Origin of the sequence: Kordia sp. SMS9, from assembly GCF_003352465.1 — a bacterium.
Lineage (GTDB): Bacteria > Bacteroidota > Bacteroidia > Flavobacteriales > Flavobacteriaceae > Kordia.
Genome location: NZ_CP031153.1, coordinates 2,005,654 through 2,023,112 on the forward strand (window position 1 = coordinate 2,005,654; position 17,459 = coordinate 2,023,112).

Genomic DNA, 17,459 nt, shown 5'->3' on the forward strand with positions numbered 1-17,459 from the left:
GTTGACACAAAAAAGTAAGCCTTTCTGTGTGGAGCAGAAAGGCTTTTTGTATGTGGAATAAATAAATAGTTATTTAATTTCGATTTCGTAAGGTAGCAACAATTGTGGTCCTTGCATTTGTGTGAGTTTCTTCATTTTTTGCAAGAGTTGATAATTTTGATCACCCAATTCTTCTCGTAAAATTTCTTCTTTCGTTTGCACATATCCACCCGTATACTGATTGATGATACTTTGCAAATCTTTTTCATACACAGGCAATTCCAAAATTTGATAGTTTGAAACTTCTGCGGCGTCTGCAGCAGCTTGCAACGCCATGTCCAATCCGCCAATTTCATCGACTAAGCCAATTTTTATGGCATCATTTCCTGTCCAAACGCGTCCTTGTGCAATACTGTCTACAGCAGCTTGTGTCATGCCACGACCGTCTGCCACACGTTGTGTAAACAAATCATAAATATCTTCAATGCCTTCTTTAATCAACGCGCGTTGTTCATCGCTCATTGGTTCAAAAACACTGTATTCTATGGAGTTTTTATTCGTGCCAACTTGTTCTGCATTGATGCCTAAATTTTCTGCCAATTTGTGCATGTTCGGAATCGTACCAAAAACACCTATACTTCCTGTAATGGTATTGGGTTCTGCAAAAATTTGATCTGCATTACACGCAATATAATAGCCACCAGAAGCTGCCAAATCGCCCATAGATACAATAACAGGTTTTACTTGTTTGGTCAGCTCAATTTCTCTCCAAATCAGTTCGCTTGCCAGGGCACTTCCACCTGGAGAATTGACACGCAATACAATGGCTTTTATTTTGTCGTTTTCTCGGGCTTCTTTCAATGCTTCATTCATCACGCCTTGCCCAATGGTTGTTTCGTCACCTTCCGCATACATAATTTGCCCTTGTGCATAAATCACGGCAATTTTATCACTGGAAGCATCTGTGGCTTTTCGTTTGCCGGTATAACGGGCATATTCGTACATGTCCATTCGATTGACCAAGGTATTTTTACCCATTGCGTTTTGAATTCCTGCTTCATATTCGTCTTCGTAACCTACTTTGTCCACAAGTTTTGCGTTTAAAGCACGTGTGGCGGTTCTTCCAGCCAATTCGTCTGCCAACATGTTTAATTCATCCGAAGAAATATTTCTACTGTTGCTGATTTCTTTGCGCATTTCATCCCAAATGGACTGCAAAAACACAGAAATTTGCTCGCGATTGGCGTCACTCATTTCCTGACTGATATAGCCTTCTACCGCACTTTTGTACTTTCCATGACGAATGACTTCCATTTTTACGCCATATTTCTCTTGAAAATCTTTGTAATACATGCGCTCCATTGACAAGCCTTTAAAATCTAGTGCGCCAACAGGATTTAAGTAAATTGTATCTGCTACGGAATTTAAGTAATAATCTTTTTGAGAATAAAAATCGCCATAGGAAACAATAAATTTTCCCGATTCTTTAAAGGAAAGTAAGGCATCACGCAAGGCTTTGGTTTGTGCCATTCCAGCGCGAATTGAATTGTTTTTGATAGAAATTCCTTTGATTTTTTTGTCGTCTGTTGCCTGATGGATCGCATCAATAATATTGAACAATCCGTCGTATTCAGGTTCATTTGGAAAAAAAGGAACCTTGCTGTAGTCAAAACGTCCGCCGTAATCGTCAATTGGTTTGTTCAAATCTAACTCTAATACGGTGTTTTTCTTCACGGTAATTAAATTGTCTCCCGAACCTGCGCTCGCAAACAAAAATAAAAACAAGATTAAAAAGCATAAGGCAACAAAAATGGTCATTCCCACAATAGTGGAAAGAACGCGTTTAAAAAATTTCATAGCATGTCTATTTTGTACAAAAATATCTATTAATAATCGAATTAGAAAGTAAGTGTCGTTTTCTCTCTAAAAGTTACGCTTTTGTGAAATTAATTGTAGAAATATTTTTTGTGTTCCTAAAAAGTACTTTCCACCTTTCAATCACTATATTTTGACTATATTTGGCGCAGCTATTTTCAGCGTACAAATCTATTTAATTGCATCCAAGCTTGTTACAGACTACATATATCGCTATTGGAAGTAATGTTGGCGACAAACGCGCACATTTACAAAACGCAGTGCAGCAGCTTTCTGCCAAAATTGGACATGTTGTCAAAATTTCGCCAATTTACAAAACGCCTTCTTGGGGTTATGATGGGAACGATTTTTACAATGCGTGTCTATGTATAACTACCGAATTGTCTCCTGCGGAAATGATGGCAGAAATTCTGGAAATCGAAGTTTTGCTCGGACGAATTCGAAGTCAGCGAAAAGGCTACCAAGATCGTATGATTGACATTGATATTATTTTTTATGAAGATCATATCTTACAAACCGATTTGTTAGTGTTGCCGCATCCGTTGGCGCATGAACGTAAATTTGTGATGCAACCGTTGTGCGATATTGCGCCGAGTAAAATTCATCCTACATTTACAAAAACGGTATCGCAATTAAATGATGAACTTCCAGCGCAAGGCATTGAAAAAAGTGAGGAAACTTTGCAGAATCCGAATAGTAAAAAAGATTTTTCTCGTTTTAATTACATTGCCATAGAAGGGAACATTGGCGCGGGAAAAACTTCGTTAGCCACTAAAATTGCAGAAGATTTCAATGGAAAGTTGATTTTAGAACGTTTTGCCGACAATCCGTTTTTGCCAAAATTTTACGAAGACAACACACGCTATGCATTTCCATTAGAAATGTCGTTTTTGGCAGATCGGTATCAGCAAATTTCAGACGATTTAGCGCAACTAGATTTATTTAAAGATTTCATTGTGTCGGATTATGATGTGGTAAAATCGCTCATCTTTGCAAAAGTGACGTTGCAGGCAGAAGAATACAAACTGTACCGAAAGTTGTTTGATATCATGTACAAAGAAATTCCAAAGCCCGATTTGTATGTGTATTTGTATCAAAATACCGAACGTTTGCTGCGAAACATCAAAAAACGTGGACGCGATTACGAACAAAAAATACCTTCCGAATACTTAGATAAAATCAACCACGGATATTTAGAATTTATCCGTACGCATAAAGATTTAAACGTAAAAATCATTGACGTTTCCGATTTGGATTTCGTTGCCAATGCTAATGATTATCAGAAGATTGTAAGTGAAATTAATGATTTTTAGTGCTACTTCAAAAACACGACTGTCATTCTCCGCACTTGATGCGGAATCCACTTTACTACATACTAGATTCCTACCTTCGCAGGAATGACAAAAGAACTTCAAAAGTCTAAAAAGCAGCTTTTGTGTGTGAAACGTAATTACAAGTATCTTTTCCATCTTTAAGTTATAATTTTATTTAATAACAAATCTAAAGGAGTGAAATTTTAGTATAAAATTTTGTATCGAGAAGTGCTGTGAAACCAAGCGCTTCTCGATACAATTTTCTTCATTTCACTCCGAAAACCACTCGAAGAGACGTGAAAGTACCAAATGTTTCTAACCCACACGATTCCGAAATCTAAGTTTTCTATCAAAGATATTATATCTTTTGGGGAATATTTAGAAAACAATTCTGAATTACTAGAAGCAAGCTAGGAATACAAATAGTTGGTTAATTTATTTACACATAGATACTCTAGTAACTTAAAAATTAGGGAGTCTGAAAAAGGTTCAATTCGATGCTTTTTGGCACTCTGAAACGATACTCTTACAGCATCTTAGTATCAACTTATTTTATTTGATTTTTCAACATTCAATAATTGGATTTTTGAGTGTTCAAATATCGTCAAGCAGCTATCTGTTTTTAAATATATTTCTAATAAAATTAAACGAAAAATGTTTAAAGATAAACGAACAAAAATAAAATCCATTTTAGATGGATAGGATTTGGACTCCATTCCAAAGTCTTCCAAATCATTAGTTGACACTAAAAAGGTATTGAAGCATCCTGTCAGAAAATTAGTTATTTGTGGTATAGCCATCTATGGAATGCTCAAAGTTTCTAAATACTTTGTAAACAGTTATGCGGAATTTATTAAAGCCACTAAAAACTTGCGAGACGCGCGTAATCAGTAAACCTTATACTTCATATTGTTTTACAGCAATTTGAATAACGTCAATACTTTGGATTCGATTTTTTTTAAAACGCTCCTAAAGATAATATAATGAACCAATCACATCAGCTAGGTTGTGGTTGGTTTTATTTTGTGGGTAGATTGTCTAATGGTTTTATTTTTGTCCATCAATTAAAATCAACATTAATTTCTGTGATTATTGTTTGAATTAATCGCGTGTCAGTAACTTTGGTAGTATGTTCAATAGAAACTAATTTGTCGATGACTTCCAAAATGAGAAGTTTATCAAAATAAGTTTGATCATCTAAAATACCTATTTCTATGATTTACTTGTTTTCAACGGAATTATTAAAGTTTTTATTTTTTTTGTACATTATTAACAAGTTCCACTAAAGAATCCATGGATTTGATAGGAGTAAAATTTCCTTGTTCATCTATATCAATGACTTTCTGTATTCGCAATAATGTTCTTGCTCTTTCCTTTTAGTTGCGAGGAAAAACTTTAAGTGAGTCAAAATGATTGCCAAAAGTATGCTTGATGAAGCGTTCAGCGATTACCGAAGCCACTCTTTTATAATTCTCAAAAATGACATATTCATCCTCAATCAGCTCGTTATCCTTTTTAGTATTGATATCTACGATGCAGAACTTTACATCGTCAATCTTCTCAAAGCTTGATTTGTAAGTAGGATATATTTTTATGGATTTCCAATTCTTGTCATATTCTATTGCTTTTTTTAGATCGTAAGCAAACCCTACATACGCTAGACGATAGTCCGCATAACATTTCGTTTCATTTTAAAAAAAGTTTCTAAATCCTAATTTTAGCAAGGATGCAATCAATTCTTTTTCAATAGGATTGGAGAATACAATTTCAATTACGTTTTTAAATGTATTGTGTGTTTGTTACGTGTACATTCCATTTATGTTTTTAATTTCTTATTATTTGAAACACGAAGCTATAAAGGGAAATTGGAAAATCATTTGTATAGTTTCGGTAAACTACCAAGAATTGTAAGAAGTATTCAAAAAAGGCATTTTTTTGATAAGAATGAAAGTAATATTTTGACTTTGATCAATACATGATCAATATTCTTAAAATTAGTTACACTTTGATGGCTGTTTGTGATTTGCTCATTGCTACATGATTATCTGAAAAGGGGACAACAAGTTGATTGCTTTCTTTTATATTTCTAGTGAAAATTTAATTTCCTTCTCTACGATCTTTACATATAATAAAAACTTGAAGTGGTTACGGAAAACCGTAAGGTAACGATATATCTTAGATATTACAGCGAGAAATAATAAAACCATATATGTTTTACTGTTTAACCGTAATACAAAATTGATTTCTACTTTATCTTTGTGTGACAAATTTCACACATTTAATAATAGTGTAAAACTTATAACTAGAAGAATTTAATTCATAATGTATTATTAGTATTTTACTGTAAATAAAATAACTAATTTAATCTTATTTATTATGAAAAAAGTTTTCCTAGCTATAATGACAATATTGTCGTTAACAGTTTTTATGAGTTGTACAGATGTAGAATTAACAAATGAAGATTACACTGATACTTTTGTTGTTGATCCATCTGATGACGGAACAATAGATAATGAAGATTACCGAGAAGGAGAATAATAAGTTATATGAAATTTTTAAAGGCATCATTTTATGCTTCTGCATAGTGGTGTCTTTATTTCATATATTTTTTGATAATAAAGCCCCAGAATTAAAAGCAAATTACAATCAATACAAAAAAATACTCAAACAGCGTGATAGTGTTGAAAAACAATTAATTACTCAACTCAATACTAAAGAAATTTCAAATGCAGAATTTACTGAAAGGTTTTATTCTAATAAGAAATTATACAAGGAAAAGATATAAAAATGCAATAAGGAAAAAAGAGAAATATCTCAGAATTTTTCTTTCAACGGTCGAAAAAGCTTTCATTTTTGGCTTTTTGTTTTCGGTTTATCATTTTCGTTTTTCATTTTGTCATTGCGTTATTCATACAAGCAACTCATAAGCACAAAGAACAATAACAAATTACTAAGAAATGCTCAAATTATGGAATCTGTTGCATGGATTTCAATTGCTTTATTTTGGGTTATACATTCTGTTTTTGTGAATAATGCAGATCTTCCGAAACCGATTTATGGTACTACATTATTTTCTATATGCATGTTTATAAGCTTCTCAATTTTTTATTTAATAAAATACTTTGTAGAGCATAAATTAAATAAGATAGAAAAATTAAAAAAATCCATAACCAGACTTGTTACTCTGATATCAGATATAAGAATAAACCATTATTTCCAAATGGCTGCTAAAGCGCAATCTATGCATGGAAAAGAAGAAATTGAAAAGGATGTAGAAATAGTTGAAGATAAAATATTTTCCACGATTGAAAAAGTAGCAGATGAAAGCTAGTAAAAAAGAAGAAGTATTAAAAAAGTTCAGATCAAAAGGCTACCTGCTAGATTCAAAAACAGAACAAGATTTCTATATAGATTTTCGCTCTTTTGTAAATCAATTAATTGAAGATGAAGTTATACTTTTAGAAGAATTATACAGAATTCACCAAAAAAAGGAAAAGGGGGAAGAGTTATCTGCTATTGAGGAAAAGTTTCATGCTTATTTAACTAAGAAAACTGATTTAAAATAATTACTTTCTATTGATGATATCACTAATTTTGGCGGAGACTTTTATCTTATCAATTAATGATTGAAAAGCTGGAATTTTAAGAAACTCAGCTTCTTTTAGTAGTATATAAGCAATGATCTTTTCTTTTTCAAACTTATCGAGAGCTTCAAGTGTATTCTGCTCAATTAATCTCTTTATTATATTTTCTTTAGAATCAACAAAAATTGGTTTTACACCATCCTTTAGCCATTTTCTTGAAATTCCACAGTTTTGCTCAATAAGAATTAAATAACCATCATTAAGGCTATTTCGAAGTAACGCTTTTCGCAAGGTATTCGCTTTCAAACCGATTGATTCTGCAACTTTTTGTGTTGATAAGTCACTATTCTTAATTGCTATTTTAAAACGATCATTCATAAATTAGTGAAATATGTCACTTTTTATTTTGATAAAAGTGAAAAATGTCTTTTATTTGTTTTGGTATTAAACAAATGTACTAAAAAACGTTTGTGTAAAGCTCTAATGGCTTATAAGCTTTTTTCATAATAATTAATTTAATTAGTTAAAAGAAGTATAGAAATTCTCCTATTTCCTTAAAACTGTATTGCAACATAGTTTAAGAATGGGCGTAGCCGAAAACCCTCTAAGAGTAGGCACAATAATTTCTATTTTATGAAACCCTCAATATGTATTTTATATGAGTACGGTTAGTTTATTATTTCTTTTTTTGCAAGCATACATACTTTAAAATGAGTAGGCAATCTGAAAAGAATACACACTTTTAAACTGTTGCGAATCAACCCCATGTATTTGACACCTCAAGTTTTTACATATAGACAATATTAATATAGTTGAAACAATAAATCATCAACTTCTAATTCCTGAAAAATGACAACAAGTAACTTTGAAACTGTACATACGCATTCAGATTTGTTTACTACATGGGAACTTATAATGATTCTTATCGGAATTGGATGCTTTGGAATTTTAGTGTTCTTATCTATTATAGTTTATAACTATGTACATCGCTTTGATTTGGATGATACATTACAACGGTAAAGAAAAACACGTCACCAATGCAATCATTTTTTACTAAGTTCTTACTAGAAAGCACTTCCCTTTTTTTTAGTGCTTTTAATGTTGGAGACGTGTTTAAGCAGAATTTTAATCAATACTGCTGTTTAGGGCAAGGCGATACAAGTCAAGGTAAAAACGTATCGCCTTGCTACTAAAATAGAGGTAATAAAAAGCAACGTATTTCTTAACAGTAAGTATGAGTTTACAAAAATTAGAACGGTTTCGGTGGTTTATCATTGGTTTCTTTGCGGCACTGGTTTTGGAGCTTCTCATTTTTGTATTGGTGGTATTATTTTATAGATAACTACTAAAATAAGCCATCCACTTACTCAAATTATCACACACGTATATTGTACTGCAACTACAGAATCACAACCTCAAAATCAGAAGATAATTTGTCTTGATTTTCGATTTTTGCACCCGAGAGATTTGAATCTTAAAAATTTCGTTAACATTTTATTTGTAAGATAAAAACAGCTTTTCTTACAAAAATTCAACGCTTATTTTCAAAATTCAACGCTTACAAAATAATATTGGATGTAATTGGAATAATACCTTCCTTTAATACACGAAGACAAACTCCAACCCTATTTTACCCACTTTTTTTTAATCGAAATAGTAACTAAAAAAACACATTGCATGATTGTAGAAAAAACAAAAAAACACAGGGTTCCTATTGAAGATACATATACGTATCTGCGAGTTGGAAGTAAACACCAAGGTACATACATTGACAAATCACAGATTATCTACATAAAAGCTTGTGAAAGTTACGCATGGCTCTACTTAAAAGATGGTTCAAAAATACTCAGTAGTAAAACTATTGGATTTTATGAGCAGTTATTTTGTGATGACAATTTCTCTCGAATTCATCGTTCGTACTTAATCAATCTTTCACATGTAAAGCAGTATGAGCCACGCTATCGCTTGATGTATCTACATGGTGAACATGTACTTCCAGTAAGTCACCGCAAGAATCGTGTGATTGCTAAGATGACGCGCACTCAAGAAACCAACATGCCATTTAAGATGGCAGTATAAACACATTCTCACATTAAAAATTTAATAATTAATAAAAATCAAATTCATGAAAAATTTTATTGCATGTTTGTGCATGTCATTCTGTTGTTTTTGGGGTTATTCTCAAATTAGTGCAACAGAATACAACACACCCGCGGTGATTCCGCAAAGTCCCGAAGTAGCTTCATTGCTGCGTTACAGCGAAGTTCCTGTTTCCTATTACAATGGTATTCCTAATATTGGCGTACCTATTTATACGCTTCAAGGAAGAGAGCTTTCTGCTCCAGTGAACCTTTCCTATCACGCAGGCGGACTCCGTGTCACCGAAGAATCAAGTTGGGTAGGACTTGGGTGGAGTCTCTCGGCAGGCGGTCGAATTACTAGAACGGTAAAAGGGCAACTCGATGATGAAGGACAATATGGGTTTATTCACAATCAATATACAGTAGATTATATTAAACAGGTATGTGAAGGGTTCATCAATGATCCTAATGGTTGTGGATATTATACAGGTGACAATGCCATTTTACAGCGTTTTGATTATGAGCCAGATGATTTCAATTACAGTATGTTTGGACAATCAGGACGTTTTATGTTCAATCAAGAAAGAGATCCTATCAATAACCCTAAAGGAGAAATTGTACAGTTTCCCAATAAAAATGTACTCATTGAGCCAACGTTTAATGGTTATAATATAGAGAGTTGGAAAATTACAGATACCAACGGAATTGTGTATGAGTTTGAAAAAGGTAATTCCTTTGACAATTCCGAGACCATTCAGAAAATTAATGGACAGATTGAACTCTCTACCAATGATGTAAGCAACTATAGTTATGTGGAGACTTGGGATTTGGTCAAAGTAACCAGCCCAAATGGCGATGTAATTACTCTGGAATATGACCGTCCTATTTTAGATGGGTATACAACGGCTTATCCTCATAATGATATTACCACCGCACAAGGATCACAATCATTGGTGGTTCAACAAGGAAGTCAGGTATTAAATGGTCAAGATCGTAAACGTATAGAGACCTATTCAGTGACTAGACGTCACTACACACTACTTTCAAAAATTACAAGTAGTAAAGGTTCGGTACATTTTGTGCGCGACACCGCGGATCGTTTGGACACACAATCAAAAAAACAGCGTTTACAGTACATCGAGGTATATGACACAGCTAATACACTTACACAACGTATTGAATTTACTCATGGATACTTTAATAGTCCACCCGTAACAAAAAGTGAATTCATTGGTACAGGACAGGCAGAAATAAATGCGGGAACAGATAGCTATTTAAACAAACGATTGTATTTAGAAAAAGTAACCTTTGAAGGGCACTATGGCGGTCATAATCCAGCAGATGATTATAGCTACAGTTTTGGATACAATTACGATACAAGCGATGCAAGAACTGTACTTCCTGATAAGCGTTCGTATGCACAAGATCATTGGGGTTATTATAATGGGAAAAATAATAGTAATTTAATTCCTTATCATGGAGCTGGAAATGCACAAATGGCGAATCGAGAGGTTGATCCTGATTACAGCAGTGCTTGTATTTTAAATAGTATTCAATATCCAGAAGGAGGAATTACCAAACTTTATTATGAAAATAACCGTGGTGATGTACGTCATATTAATGGATCGCCCTATTTGGAAGAAAAAGTAAAGTTAGCAGCATTAGCGAATAATCAGCATAGCATTACAGAAAACGGCAATGAAACAACCTATATATTTAGTTCCAATACTTTTACTATAACTGATGATGCTAAGCCTTCATCAAGTGATTCTAATATGACTCGTATGGAATATTTCGGGTTTTCCAACCGATGTGATACCGCAGATGCGGTTTACTCGGGAGCAGACTTGATTTGTAACTCTATGTTTTTTGATTTATATAAAGTAGATGGAGGTAATGAAACTCTTGTACAACGCTATTCTATTTGGGAATCGGGATCATTACTTGTAGATAAAAACGCTACTTATAAAATTAAAATTGAAATAACGACTGACGGTGATAATTATAACCTTGTAGATCATTACAGTGATGTGACCTTTTCGTGGTTTGAAGAGAATCCGAATCTAACTTCTGAAGCATTTGATTATTTTGGTGGAATCCGCGTAAAAGCGATCAAAACCTATGATGAAAATAGACTTTCTTCTTACAAAAGTTTTGAATATGAAGGAGGCTATGTGGTTAGTCAACCTTTTTATTATTCAATAGGAGCAAATAACACTCGTAAGTATGTATCTCAAAGTTGGGTACCATTGCAGACTACCCAATCGGGCTATGCAGGTTACAAAGCGGTTTTAGAAAACATACATGAGGTAGCTACCGAGACAGGATACAGTAGTTTAGATGCTGGAAGTTCTAGAATGCGACAAGTAAGACGCACCTTTTCCATAGCCTCTACAGATATTACTTTTCCAGGAGCACCCTATACGCAGGAATGGGTTGGTGGACATCCTGTGTTAGAAGAAGTGACAGGAAAAAGTAGTGCTACGACTCACTATGAGATTTTTGCAAGTCACAGTATAGATAACATAGAAGGGTTTGTATTGCAAAGAGAATACCATGTATGGCCATTTCAATTTCAAGATTACGACGATATTCTTGCTTGTATGACCAATGACGTCTGTAATATTTCAAGAAATATATACAATATCTGGCCTGGACAGAAACTACCGAAACAACAGACCGTAGTCACCAAAGAAGGCACTCGTGAACTTACCCAGGTAACTCAAACATTTTATGAAAGTGCACCTAATCATTACAATCCTACTAGAACTAGTTTTACCGATAGTAAAGGCGATGTGTATGAAACAGTAATTCGTTATCCATTTGAAGAAAACAATACCGTACTTCTTTCAGAAAACAGATTGAATGTTCCATTAAAAACCCAGCAATTTAAGGGAACAACACTGATGCAAACAGCCATCACACAATATGGAGGGTTTACAGGAAGTGATCCAAATGATAATCCTACCAATAATTTGTTACAATCCATGTCTGGAGCAAAGAAAAATAATGCACTAGAAGAGCGAGTTACTTATCATGGCTATAACAAATATGGACAGGTTCGAGAAGTGTCAAAAACAGATGGAACTCACATCACCTATCTCTGGGGATATAATTACAACTATCCTGTGGCAAAAATTGAAAATGCTACGTATTCACAAGTTTCGATTCTTTTAGATGAAGCAAATATTCAGAATCTTACAGGGGCAGCATTAGAAAACGCTTTGAATTCACTTCGAGACAATCTTCCACAGGCAATGGTGAGTACCTATAGGTATCAACCGCTAGTTGGAGTCGTCCAAACCACGGATCCAAGAGGAAGAAACACGTATTATACTTACGATACTATGGGGCGTTTAAAACACGTATTAGATCACGATCAACATGTTCTTAGTGAGAACAATTATAATTACAGAACTAACTAAAACCACATATATTATGAAAAAATACATATTCGCCCTTTTACTTATTTGTGGTTTAGGGCTAACCGCAAACGCACAGAGGAATTGCTTAACCCACTACTATGATCTAGATCGAGATGGTTATGGAAGTATATTATTCACAGGTACAGAAACTGTGACGTCACAATTTGCAGAACACAACAGACTGGTATGTAATAATGATGATTGCGATGATACCGATCCAGAAATCAATCCTGATAGCTATTGGGTGGTATTTGTTGATGGTGATGGCGACGGATCTTACATCGTTGACAGTGTCGAAAATGCATGTGTTCCTACAAATCAAAATGCTGTTTTGATTGGAGAGAATGTAATATTAGAAAACTTCTCTGGATTACAATTGGATTGTAATGATGCCGATGGAAGTATCACACAAGCAATTCCATATTATGAAGATGTAGATGGTGATGGATTTGGAGATATAGGAGCGTTACTATTGTCATGTGCTGGAACGCCTCCAAGTGGCTATGTAATCAATGCTGGCGATACTTGTCCAAATACATTTGGCTTATACAATGGATGTCCTGATGTGACTACAGTAGTAGGAATTGATCAAAACAGAAATTATGTACATACCATTGCCTATCAACAACCTGTATACCTAACAGCACTCACGAGCATTCAAGAGCGCGATAAGTTAGAACAAATTACCTATTTTGATGGTTTGGGGCGTGCGCAAATGAAAATAGCCATTGGGCAGTCTCCTAAGGATAATAGAGATATAAAAACCATTGTTTCTTACGATAGTTATGGACGCGCCAATACACAGTTTTTACCGTATGTAAGTACGCAAAAAGGTGGAGGGTTTTTTAGTCCAGCCTCCGGAGGTACACTCTCTTTTACGGCAGTTGATAAAGAAATAAAATATCAACAACAGTTTTATCATAATAAGTATAGTGAAGATGTATCTAGTTTTGTTCCGAATAATGGTGGACTTACCATGCTAAATAATTTAGGGAATATTCCACAGGAATTACTTGACGATATTCCAAATGATACACCAGAGACAGGATTTTTATATCCATCGTACAGTACCAATGTATATGATGAGATTGACAGAGTCACCCAAGCGGCAGCTCCAGGAAAAGATTGGTCTTTAGAATTTAATCATACCATTAAAATGCAATATGATTTGAATGATCAAACGGTGGATGCTGTAAAACGTTTTGATGTAACTCATCCAGTAGGAGCTCCAGAAGATATTCAGTTTACAGCCAATGGTTTGTATCCCTCAGAAACGCTTTACAAAACAATTACCAAAGATGAAAACTGGCAACCCGGACAAACGTATCCTACAGATCACACCACAGAAGAATTTAAAAACAAATCGGGACAAGTCGTATTGAAGCGTACCTATGATGGATCAAATACTTTAGATACCTATTATATCTATGACGATTTTGGCAATCTCACCTATGTATTGCCGCCAATGGCATCGATAGCAGCAACGATTGATACCGATGTACTCAACACACTTTGTTATCAATACAAATACGATCATCGAAATAGACTCATTGAAAAGAAGATTCCTGCCAAAGGATGGGAATATATTGTCTACGATACATTAGATCGCCCCATACTTACCCAAGATGTGAATTTAAGAACCAAGGATAAGTGGTTATTTACCAAATATGATGCGCTTGGACGCGTGGTGTACACAGGAAAGTTTGGAGATAAACAAACTAGAGGTCAATTGCAAAGTATTGCAGAAAACTATCCACTATACGAATCAAAGACTACTACACCATCTATGGTCAATGGTACAAGTGTGTATTACACCAATAATGCCTATCCAAATGATGGAACTGTTGAGTTGTATACTGTAAATTACTATGACGATTATCTATGGGATACAGGAACTTCCTATGAAGCCAATTATAATCTTAATGAAAGTACAGGAGTACTTACTACGGGAATTGAACATAAAAAACCTGCGTTGCTCTCTCCTTCATGGACAAACTCAGGATTTACATCAGAAGGAAGTATTAGTGGCGATGGATATATTCAATACACCATTACTCAGACAGATAATCAGCGTGTCATGGTGGGACTTACCGATGAAACGACTTCGGGTAATTTACATTACAATACAATTGATTATGCTATTTATACAGGATATGGAACAGATAGACGTGTTTTAGTCTACAAAGAAGGTGTTCAAGAATCTTTTGCTGCTACGTATTGCGAGATTGGAGATACTTTTAGAGTAGAACGCGCGGGCAATCAAATTCTATTTAAAAAGAACGGAGTGGTTTTTCATGGAGTTACGACTAGCTTTACAGGAACGCTGGTAGGAGATGCCTCTTTTTACGATCCTGATACAGCTATTGAAAATGTGTATATCGGATATTCTGTAATGGGACAAGCCTTTACCCAAAATGTAAAAGGATTGGCTACAGGAAGCAAAGTACGTGTATTAGATACCAATGATTGGATTACGACGGTTTCTTATTATGATGAAAAAGGACGTGGAATTCATACAAGTTCTAAAAACGATTACTTGGAAACCACCGATGCGGTGAGTAGTTTGTTAGACTTTTCAGGAAAAGTGCTAAAAACAAATACAACACATAAGCAGCTAAGTAATGATCCTGTGGTAACCGCTGATGAGTATGTGTATGATACAGGGAATAGATTGCTCTATCAAACCAAACAGATCAACAATCAGGGGAAAGAACTGATGTCAAAAAATCATTATGATGAACTCGGACAACTCATTCAAAAGCAAGTCGGAGGTAGTTTACCGGCTTTAAGTCTATTTGGCGATTTTAGCAATATCACCCAAGACAAAGAAGTACTAAGTAAAACAACGGCTAATAATTGGGATGGAGGTGTATCCACAACAACTACAATTAACGGCGATGGATATCTAAGTTATATAGTTCCACAGACCAACAAAACTATGATTGTTGGGCTTTCAGACGTTGTGGGCGATAACAGCTATCAAAGCATAAAATATGGTATCTATACTTCTTCCATTGGTGATATTCATATTCGTGAAAATGGAAGTACCACTTGGAATGTAGATAGTTATGTAGGCGGAGATGAGTTAAAGATTGAGCGTAGAGGAACAACAGTGTATTATCTAAAAAACAATCAAATTATCTTTATCTCCAATGTTATAGATAACGGAATGCCATTATTAGGCGATGTAGCCATGTTTCATCAAGATGCTACCATTAGAGACTTAGTTCTTGTTGATTTAGAAAAAGAATTGCAAGAGGTAGACTACACTTATAACATTCATGGATGGCTCAAAGGGATTAATGATGTCAACAATCAAGGAGATGACCTCTTTAGTTTTGCGCTCACATACAATGATATTGCTGATCCAAGCAAGCAATTATTCAATGGAAACATTAGCAGCACATTTTGGAAGACCAAAGGACAGGATAGTTCCTTAAAAGATTATATATACACGTATGATCCGCTTAATAGAATAAAAAGCGCGGTAGACAATACAGCAAATTACAACTTGGATGATGTAAAGTATGATCTCAATGGAAACATTACCGATCTGACTCGAAAAGGACATCTCAATGCAATGGCTACCGACTTTGATATCATGGACAACCTTAGGTATCAATACCATGGAAATCAGTTGTTAAATGTAACGGATATCAGCAATATAACATCTGGGTTTAACGATGGAAATACAAACTCAAGTACAGATCCAACCAATGCAAACAATGACTTTGTGTATGATGCCAATGGAAACATGATTGTGGATAAAAACAAAGGCATTACAGGCATCAGTTACAATCATTTAAACTTACCGACGCAAATTTCATTTGATAATAGCAGTAGTATTACGTACATTTACGATGCAACAGGCGCAAAGCAACAAAAAGTTGTGTATGACCAAAGTACTGAAACAACACAAGAAACAAAGTATGCAGGGAATTACATTTACAAAAAGTCAGATGCACAAACCGCTGTTGCACTTACGTTCTTTAACAGTGAAGAAGGCTATATAGAGCCACAATTTGATCCAAGTAAACCAGAAAAGATCATAGGATTTAACTATACCTATCAATACAAAGATCATCTTGGGAATATTCGACTTTCGTATGAAGACATCAATGGAAACGGCATTATCAAAGCTGATGATGAGATCAAGGAAGAAAATCATTATTATCCCTTTGGATTAAAACATAAAGGGTATAATAACGCAATAATTGGAAGAGACCATCAGTATGGATATGGTTTTGAAGGCGGAAAAGAAGAGCAGAACGAACTTGGACTTAATTGGATTGATTATGGAGCTAGAAATTATGATGCTTCTGTAGGAAGATGGTTTTCTGCAGATAATATGGCAGAAAATTTCTATAACTGGACGCCATATAAGTATGGAATGAACAACCCTATATTTTATACTGACCCTGATGGAAATTGTGAAACATGTTGGACACGTTTTTGGGGAGTAGTTCAGGCAGTTGGTGGAGTCCTTGAAATGGCAGTAGGCGCTGTAGGTATTGTAGCGCCAGAGCCAGCTACATCAGTTGGAGGTGGTTTATTATTAACTAATGGATGGGATAATGCTCAAGCTGGAATAAGATCCGCATGGACAGGAGAGTCAAAAGACACTTTTTTGCACATGGGTGTTGAAGCTACAGCAGAAGCTTTAGGAGCTAGTCCTGAGACAGCAAATACAATAGCAACAGTTGCAGAAGTAGGTACAGGTGTGGCTGGTGTGGTAAGTGCGGTAAGTAAAGGTTCTAAGATAGCCAAAGGTGCAAATAATGTTGCAGATGCTACTGTCGTAGGGCCCAGAATGTTTGATGATGTTGCTGATTCAAAAATAGATGATACTATTTTAAATAATATAAGTGGTGGCTTAGATAGAAGAGTGCAAAATCCTGGGGATAAAACATTTTCTACAGAAAGAGCAGCAAGAAGAGAAGCTTTTAGAAAGAATAACGTACCTACATCTCAGGCAAATAATTTCACTGTGGAAGATGTCTATGGTAGAAACCAAAATTTACTAGGTAACAATGGAGAACCAACACAACTTATAACGACTAAAGGACTGAATGGGACAACGGTAAGAATAAATTATCATAGTAATGGTCATCGTTTTTTAGATAATGGTACTTTTGAATATCCACACTATCACGGACCACAAGGACAACACTACTCAATCATACCTCCAGTAATAGAATAATA

Annotated in this window: 9 protein-coding genes; 7 read left to right on the plus strand and 2 right to left on the minus strand. The window is 34.7% G+C overall.

Translation table 11 applies throughout. The features are described from left to right. Positions 1-69: 69 nt before the first annotated feature. A complete protein-coding gene (gene sppA / locus KORDIASMS9_RS08670) occupies positions 70-1,836 on the minus strand; it encodes a signal peptide peptidase SppA (RefSeq protein WP_114902469.1) in 1,767 nt (588 codons plus the stop codon). Positions 1,837-2,045: 209 nt separating this feature from the next. Between sppA and folK the strand changes: the two genes are divergently transcribed. From folK to KORDIASMS9_RS08695, 4 genes are all read left to right on the plus strand, one after another. Further along, positions 2,046-3,167 (plus strand): 2-amino-4-hydroxy-6-hydroxymethyldihydropteridine diphosphokinase, encoded by a 1,122-nt coding sequence (gene folK, locus KORDIASMS9_RS08675; protein ID WP_240321161.1) that lies wholly within the window; start codon positions 2,046-2,048, stop codon positions 3,165-3,167. Positions 3,168-5,679: 2,512 nt separating this feature from the next. Further along, positions 5,680-5,952 (plus strand): hypothetical protein, encoded by a 273-nt coding sequence (locus KORDIASMS9_RS08685; RefSeq protein WP_114902471.1) that lies wholly within the window; start codon positions 5,680-5,682, stop codon positions 5,950-5,952. 183 nt (positions 5,953-6,135) lie between these two features. Then, complete coding sequence (locus KORDIASMS9_RS08690) at positions 6,136-6,498, plus strand: hypothetical protein (RefSeq protein ID WP_162819837.1); 363 nt, start codon at positions 6,136-6,138, stop codon at positions 6,496-6,498. After that, entirely contained in the window at positions 6,488-6,733 is a 246-nt protein-coding gene (locus tag KORDIASMS9_RS08695; RefSeq protein ID WP_114902473.1) for a hypothetical protein, read from the plus strand. Before KORDIASMS9_RS08690 ends, KORDIASMS9_RS08695 begins: the two co-directional genes overlap by 11 nt. Here the strand turns inward: KORDIASMS9_RS08695 and KORDIASMS9_RS08700 are convergent, their stop codons facing one another. Beyond that, complete coding sequence (locus KORDIASMS9_RS08700) at positions 6,734-7,129, minus strand: hypothetical protein (RefSeq protein WP_114902474.1); 396 nt, start codon at positions 7,127-7,129, stop codon at positions 6,734-6,736. Between the two features lie 1,299 nt (positions 7,130-8,428). Between KORDIASMS9_RS08700 and KORDIASMS9_RS08705 the strand changes: the two genes are divergently transcribed. The 3 genes from KORDIASMS9_RS08705 to KORDIASMS9_RS08715 are packed head-to-tail and all read left to right on the plus strand — an operon-like array spanning position 8,429 to position 17,457. Continuing rightward, positions 8,429-8,830 carry a LytTR family DNA-binding domain-containing protein gene (locus KORDIASMS9_RS08705; protein ID WP_114902475.1) on the plus strand — a complete coding sequence of 134 codons (402 nt, stop codon included), beginning with the start codon at positions 8,429-8,431 and terminating at the stop codon, positions 8,828-8,830. 46 nt (positions 8,831-8,876) lie between these two features. Further along, a complete protein-coding gene (locus KORDIASMS9_RS08710; protein WP_162819686.1) occupies positions 8,877-12,257 on the plus strand; it encodes a hypothetical protein in 3,381 nt (1,126 codons plus the stop codon). A 13-nt stretch (positions 12,258-12,270) separates the two neighbouring features. Beyond that, the gene (locus KORDIASMS9_RS08715; RefSeq protein ID WP_162819838.1) at positions 12,271-17,457 is read left to right on the plus strand and encodes a DUF6443 domain-containing protein; all 5,187 of its coding nucleotides are present in this window, start codon (positions 12,271-12,273) and stop codon (positions 17,455-17,457) included. Positions 17,458-17,459: the final 2 nt, after the last annotated feature.

What these genes read in the sequence shown, in the direction of transcription:
- KORDIASMS9_RS08685 (WP_114902471.1), top strand. Translation starts at nt 5,680, where the DNA reads ATGAAGATTACCGAGAAGGAGAATAATAAGTTATATGAAATTTTTAAA.
- KORDIASMS9_RS08705 (WP_114902475.1), top strand. Translation starts at nt 8,429, where the DNA reads ATGATTGTAGAAAAAACAAAAAAACACAGGGTTCCTATTGAAGATACA.
- KORDIASMS9_RS08690 (WP_162819837.1), top strand. Translation starts at nt 6,136, where the DNA reads ATGGAATCTGTTGCATGGATTTCAATTGCTTTATTTTGGGTTATACAT.
- KORDIASMS9_RS08695 (WP_114902473.1), top strand. Translation starts at nt 6,488, where the DNA reads ATGAAAGCTAGTAAAAAAGAAGAAGTATTAAAAAAGTTCAGATCAAAA.
- KORDIASMS9_RS08710 (WP_162819686.1), top strand. Translation starts at nt 8,877, where the DNA reads ATGAAAAATTTTATTGCATGTTTGTGCATGTCATTCTGTTGTTTTTGG.
- KORDIASMS9_RS08715 (WP_162819838.1), top strand. Translation starts at nt 12,271, where the DNA reads ATGAAAAAATACATATTCGCCCTTTTACTTATTTGTGGTTTAGGGCTA.
- sppA (WP_114902469.1), bottom strand. Translation starts at nt 1,836, where the DNA reads ATGAAATTTTTTAAACGCGTTCTTTCCACTATTGTGGGAATGACCATT.
- KORDIASMS9_RS08700 (WP_114902474.1), bottom strand. Translation starts at nt 7,129, where the DNA reads ATGAATGATCGTTTTAAAATAGCAATTAAGAATAGTGACTTATCAACA.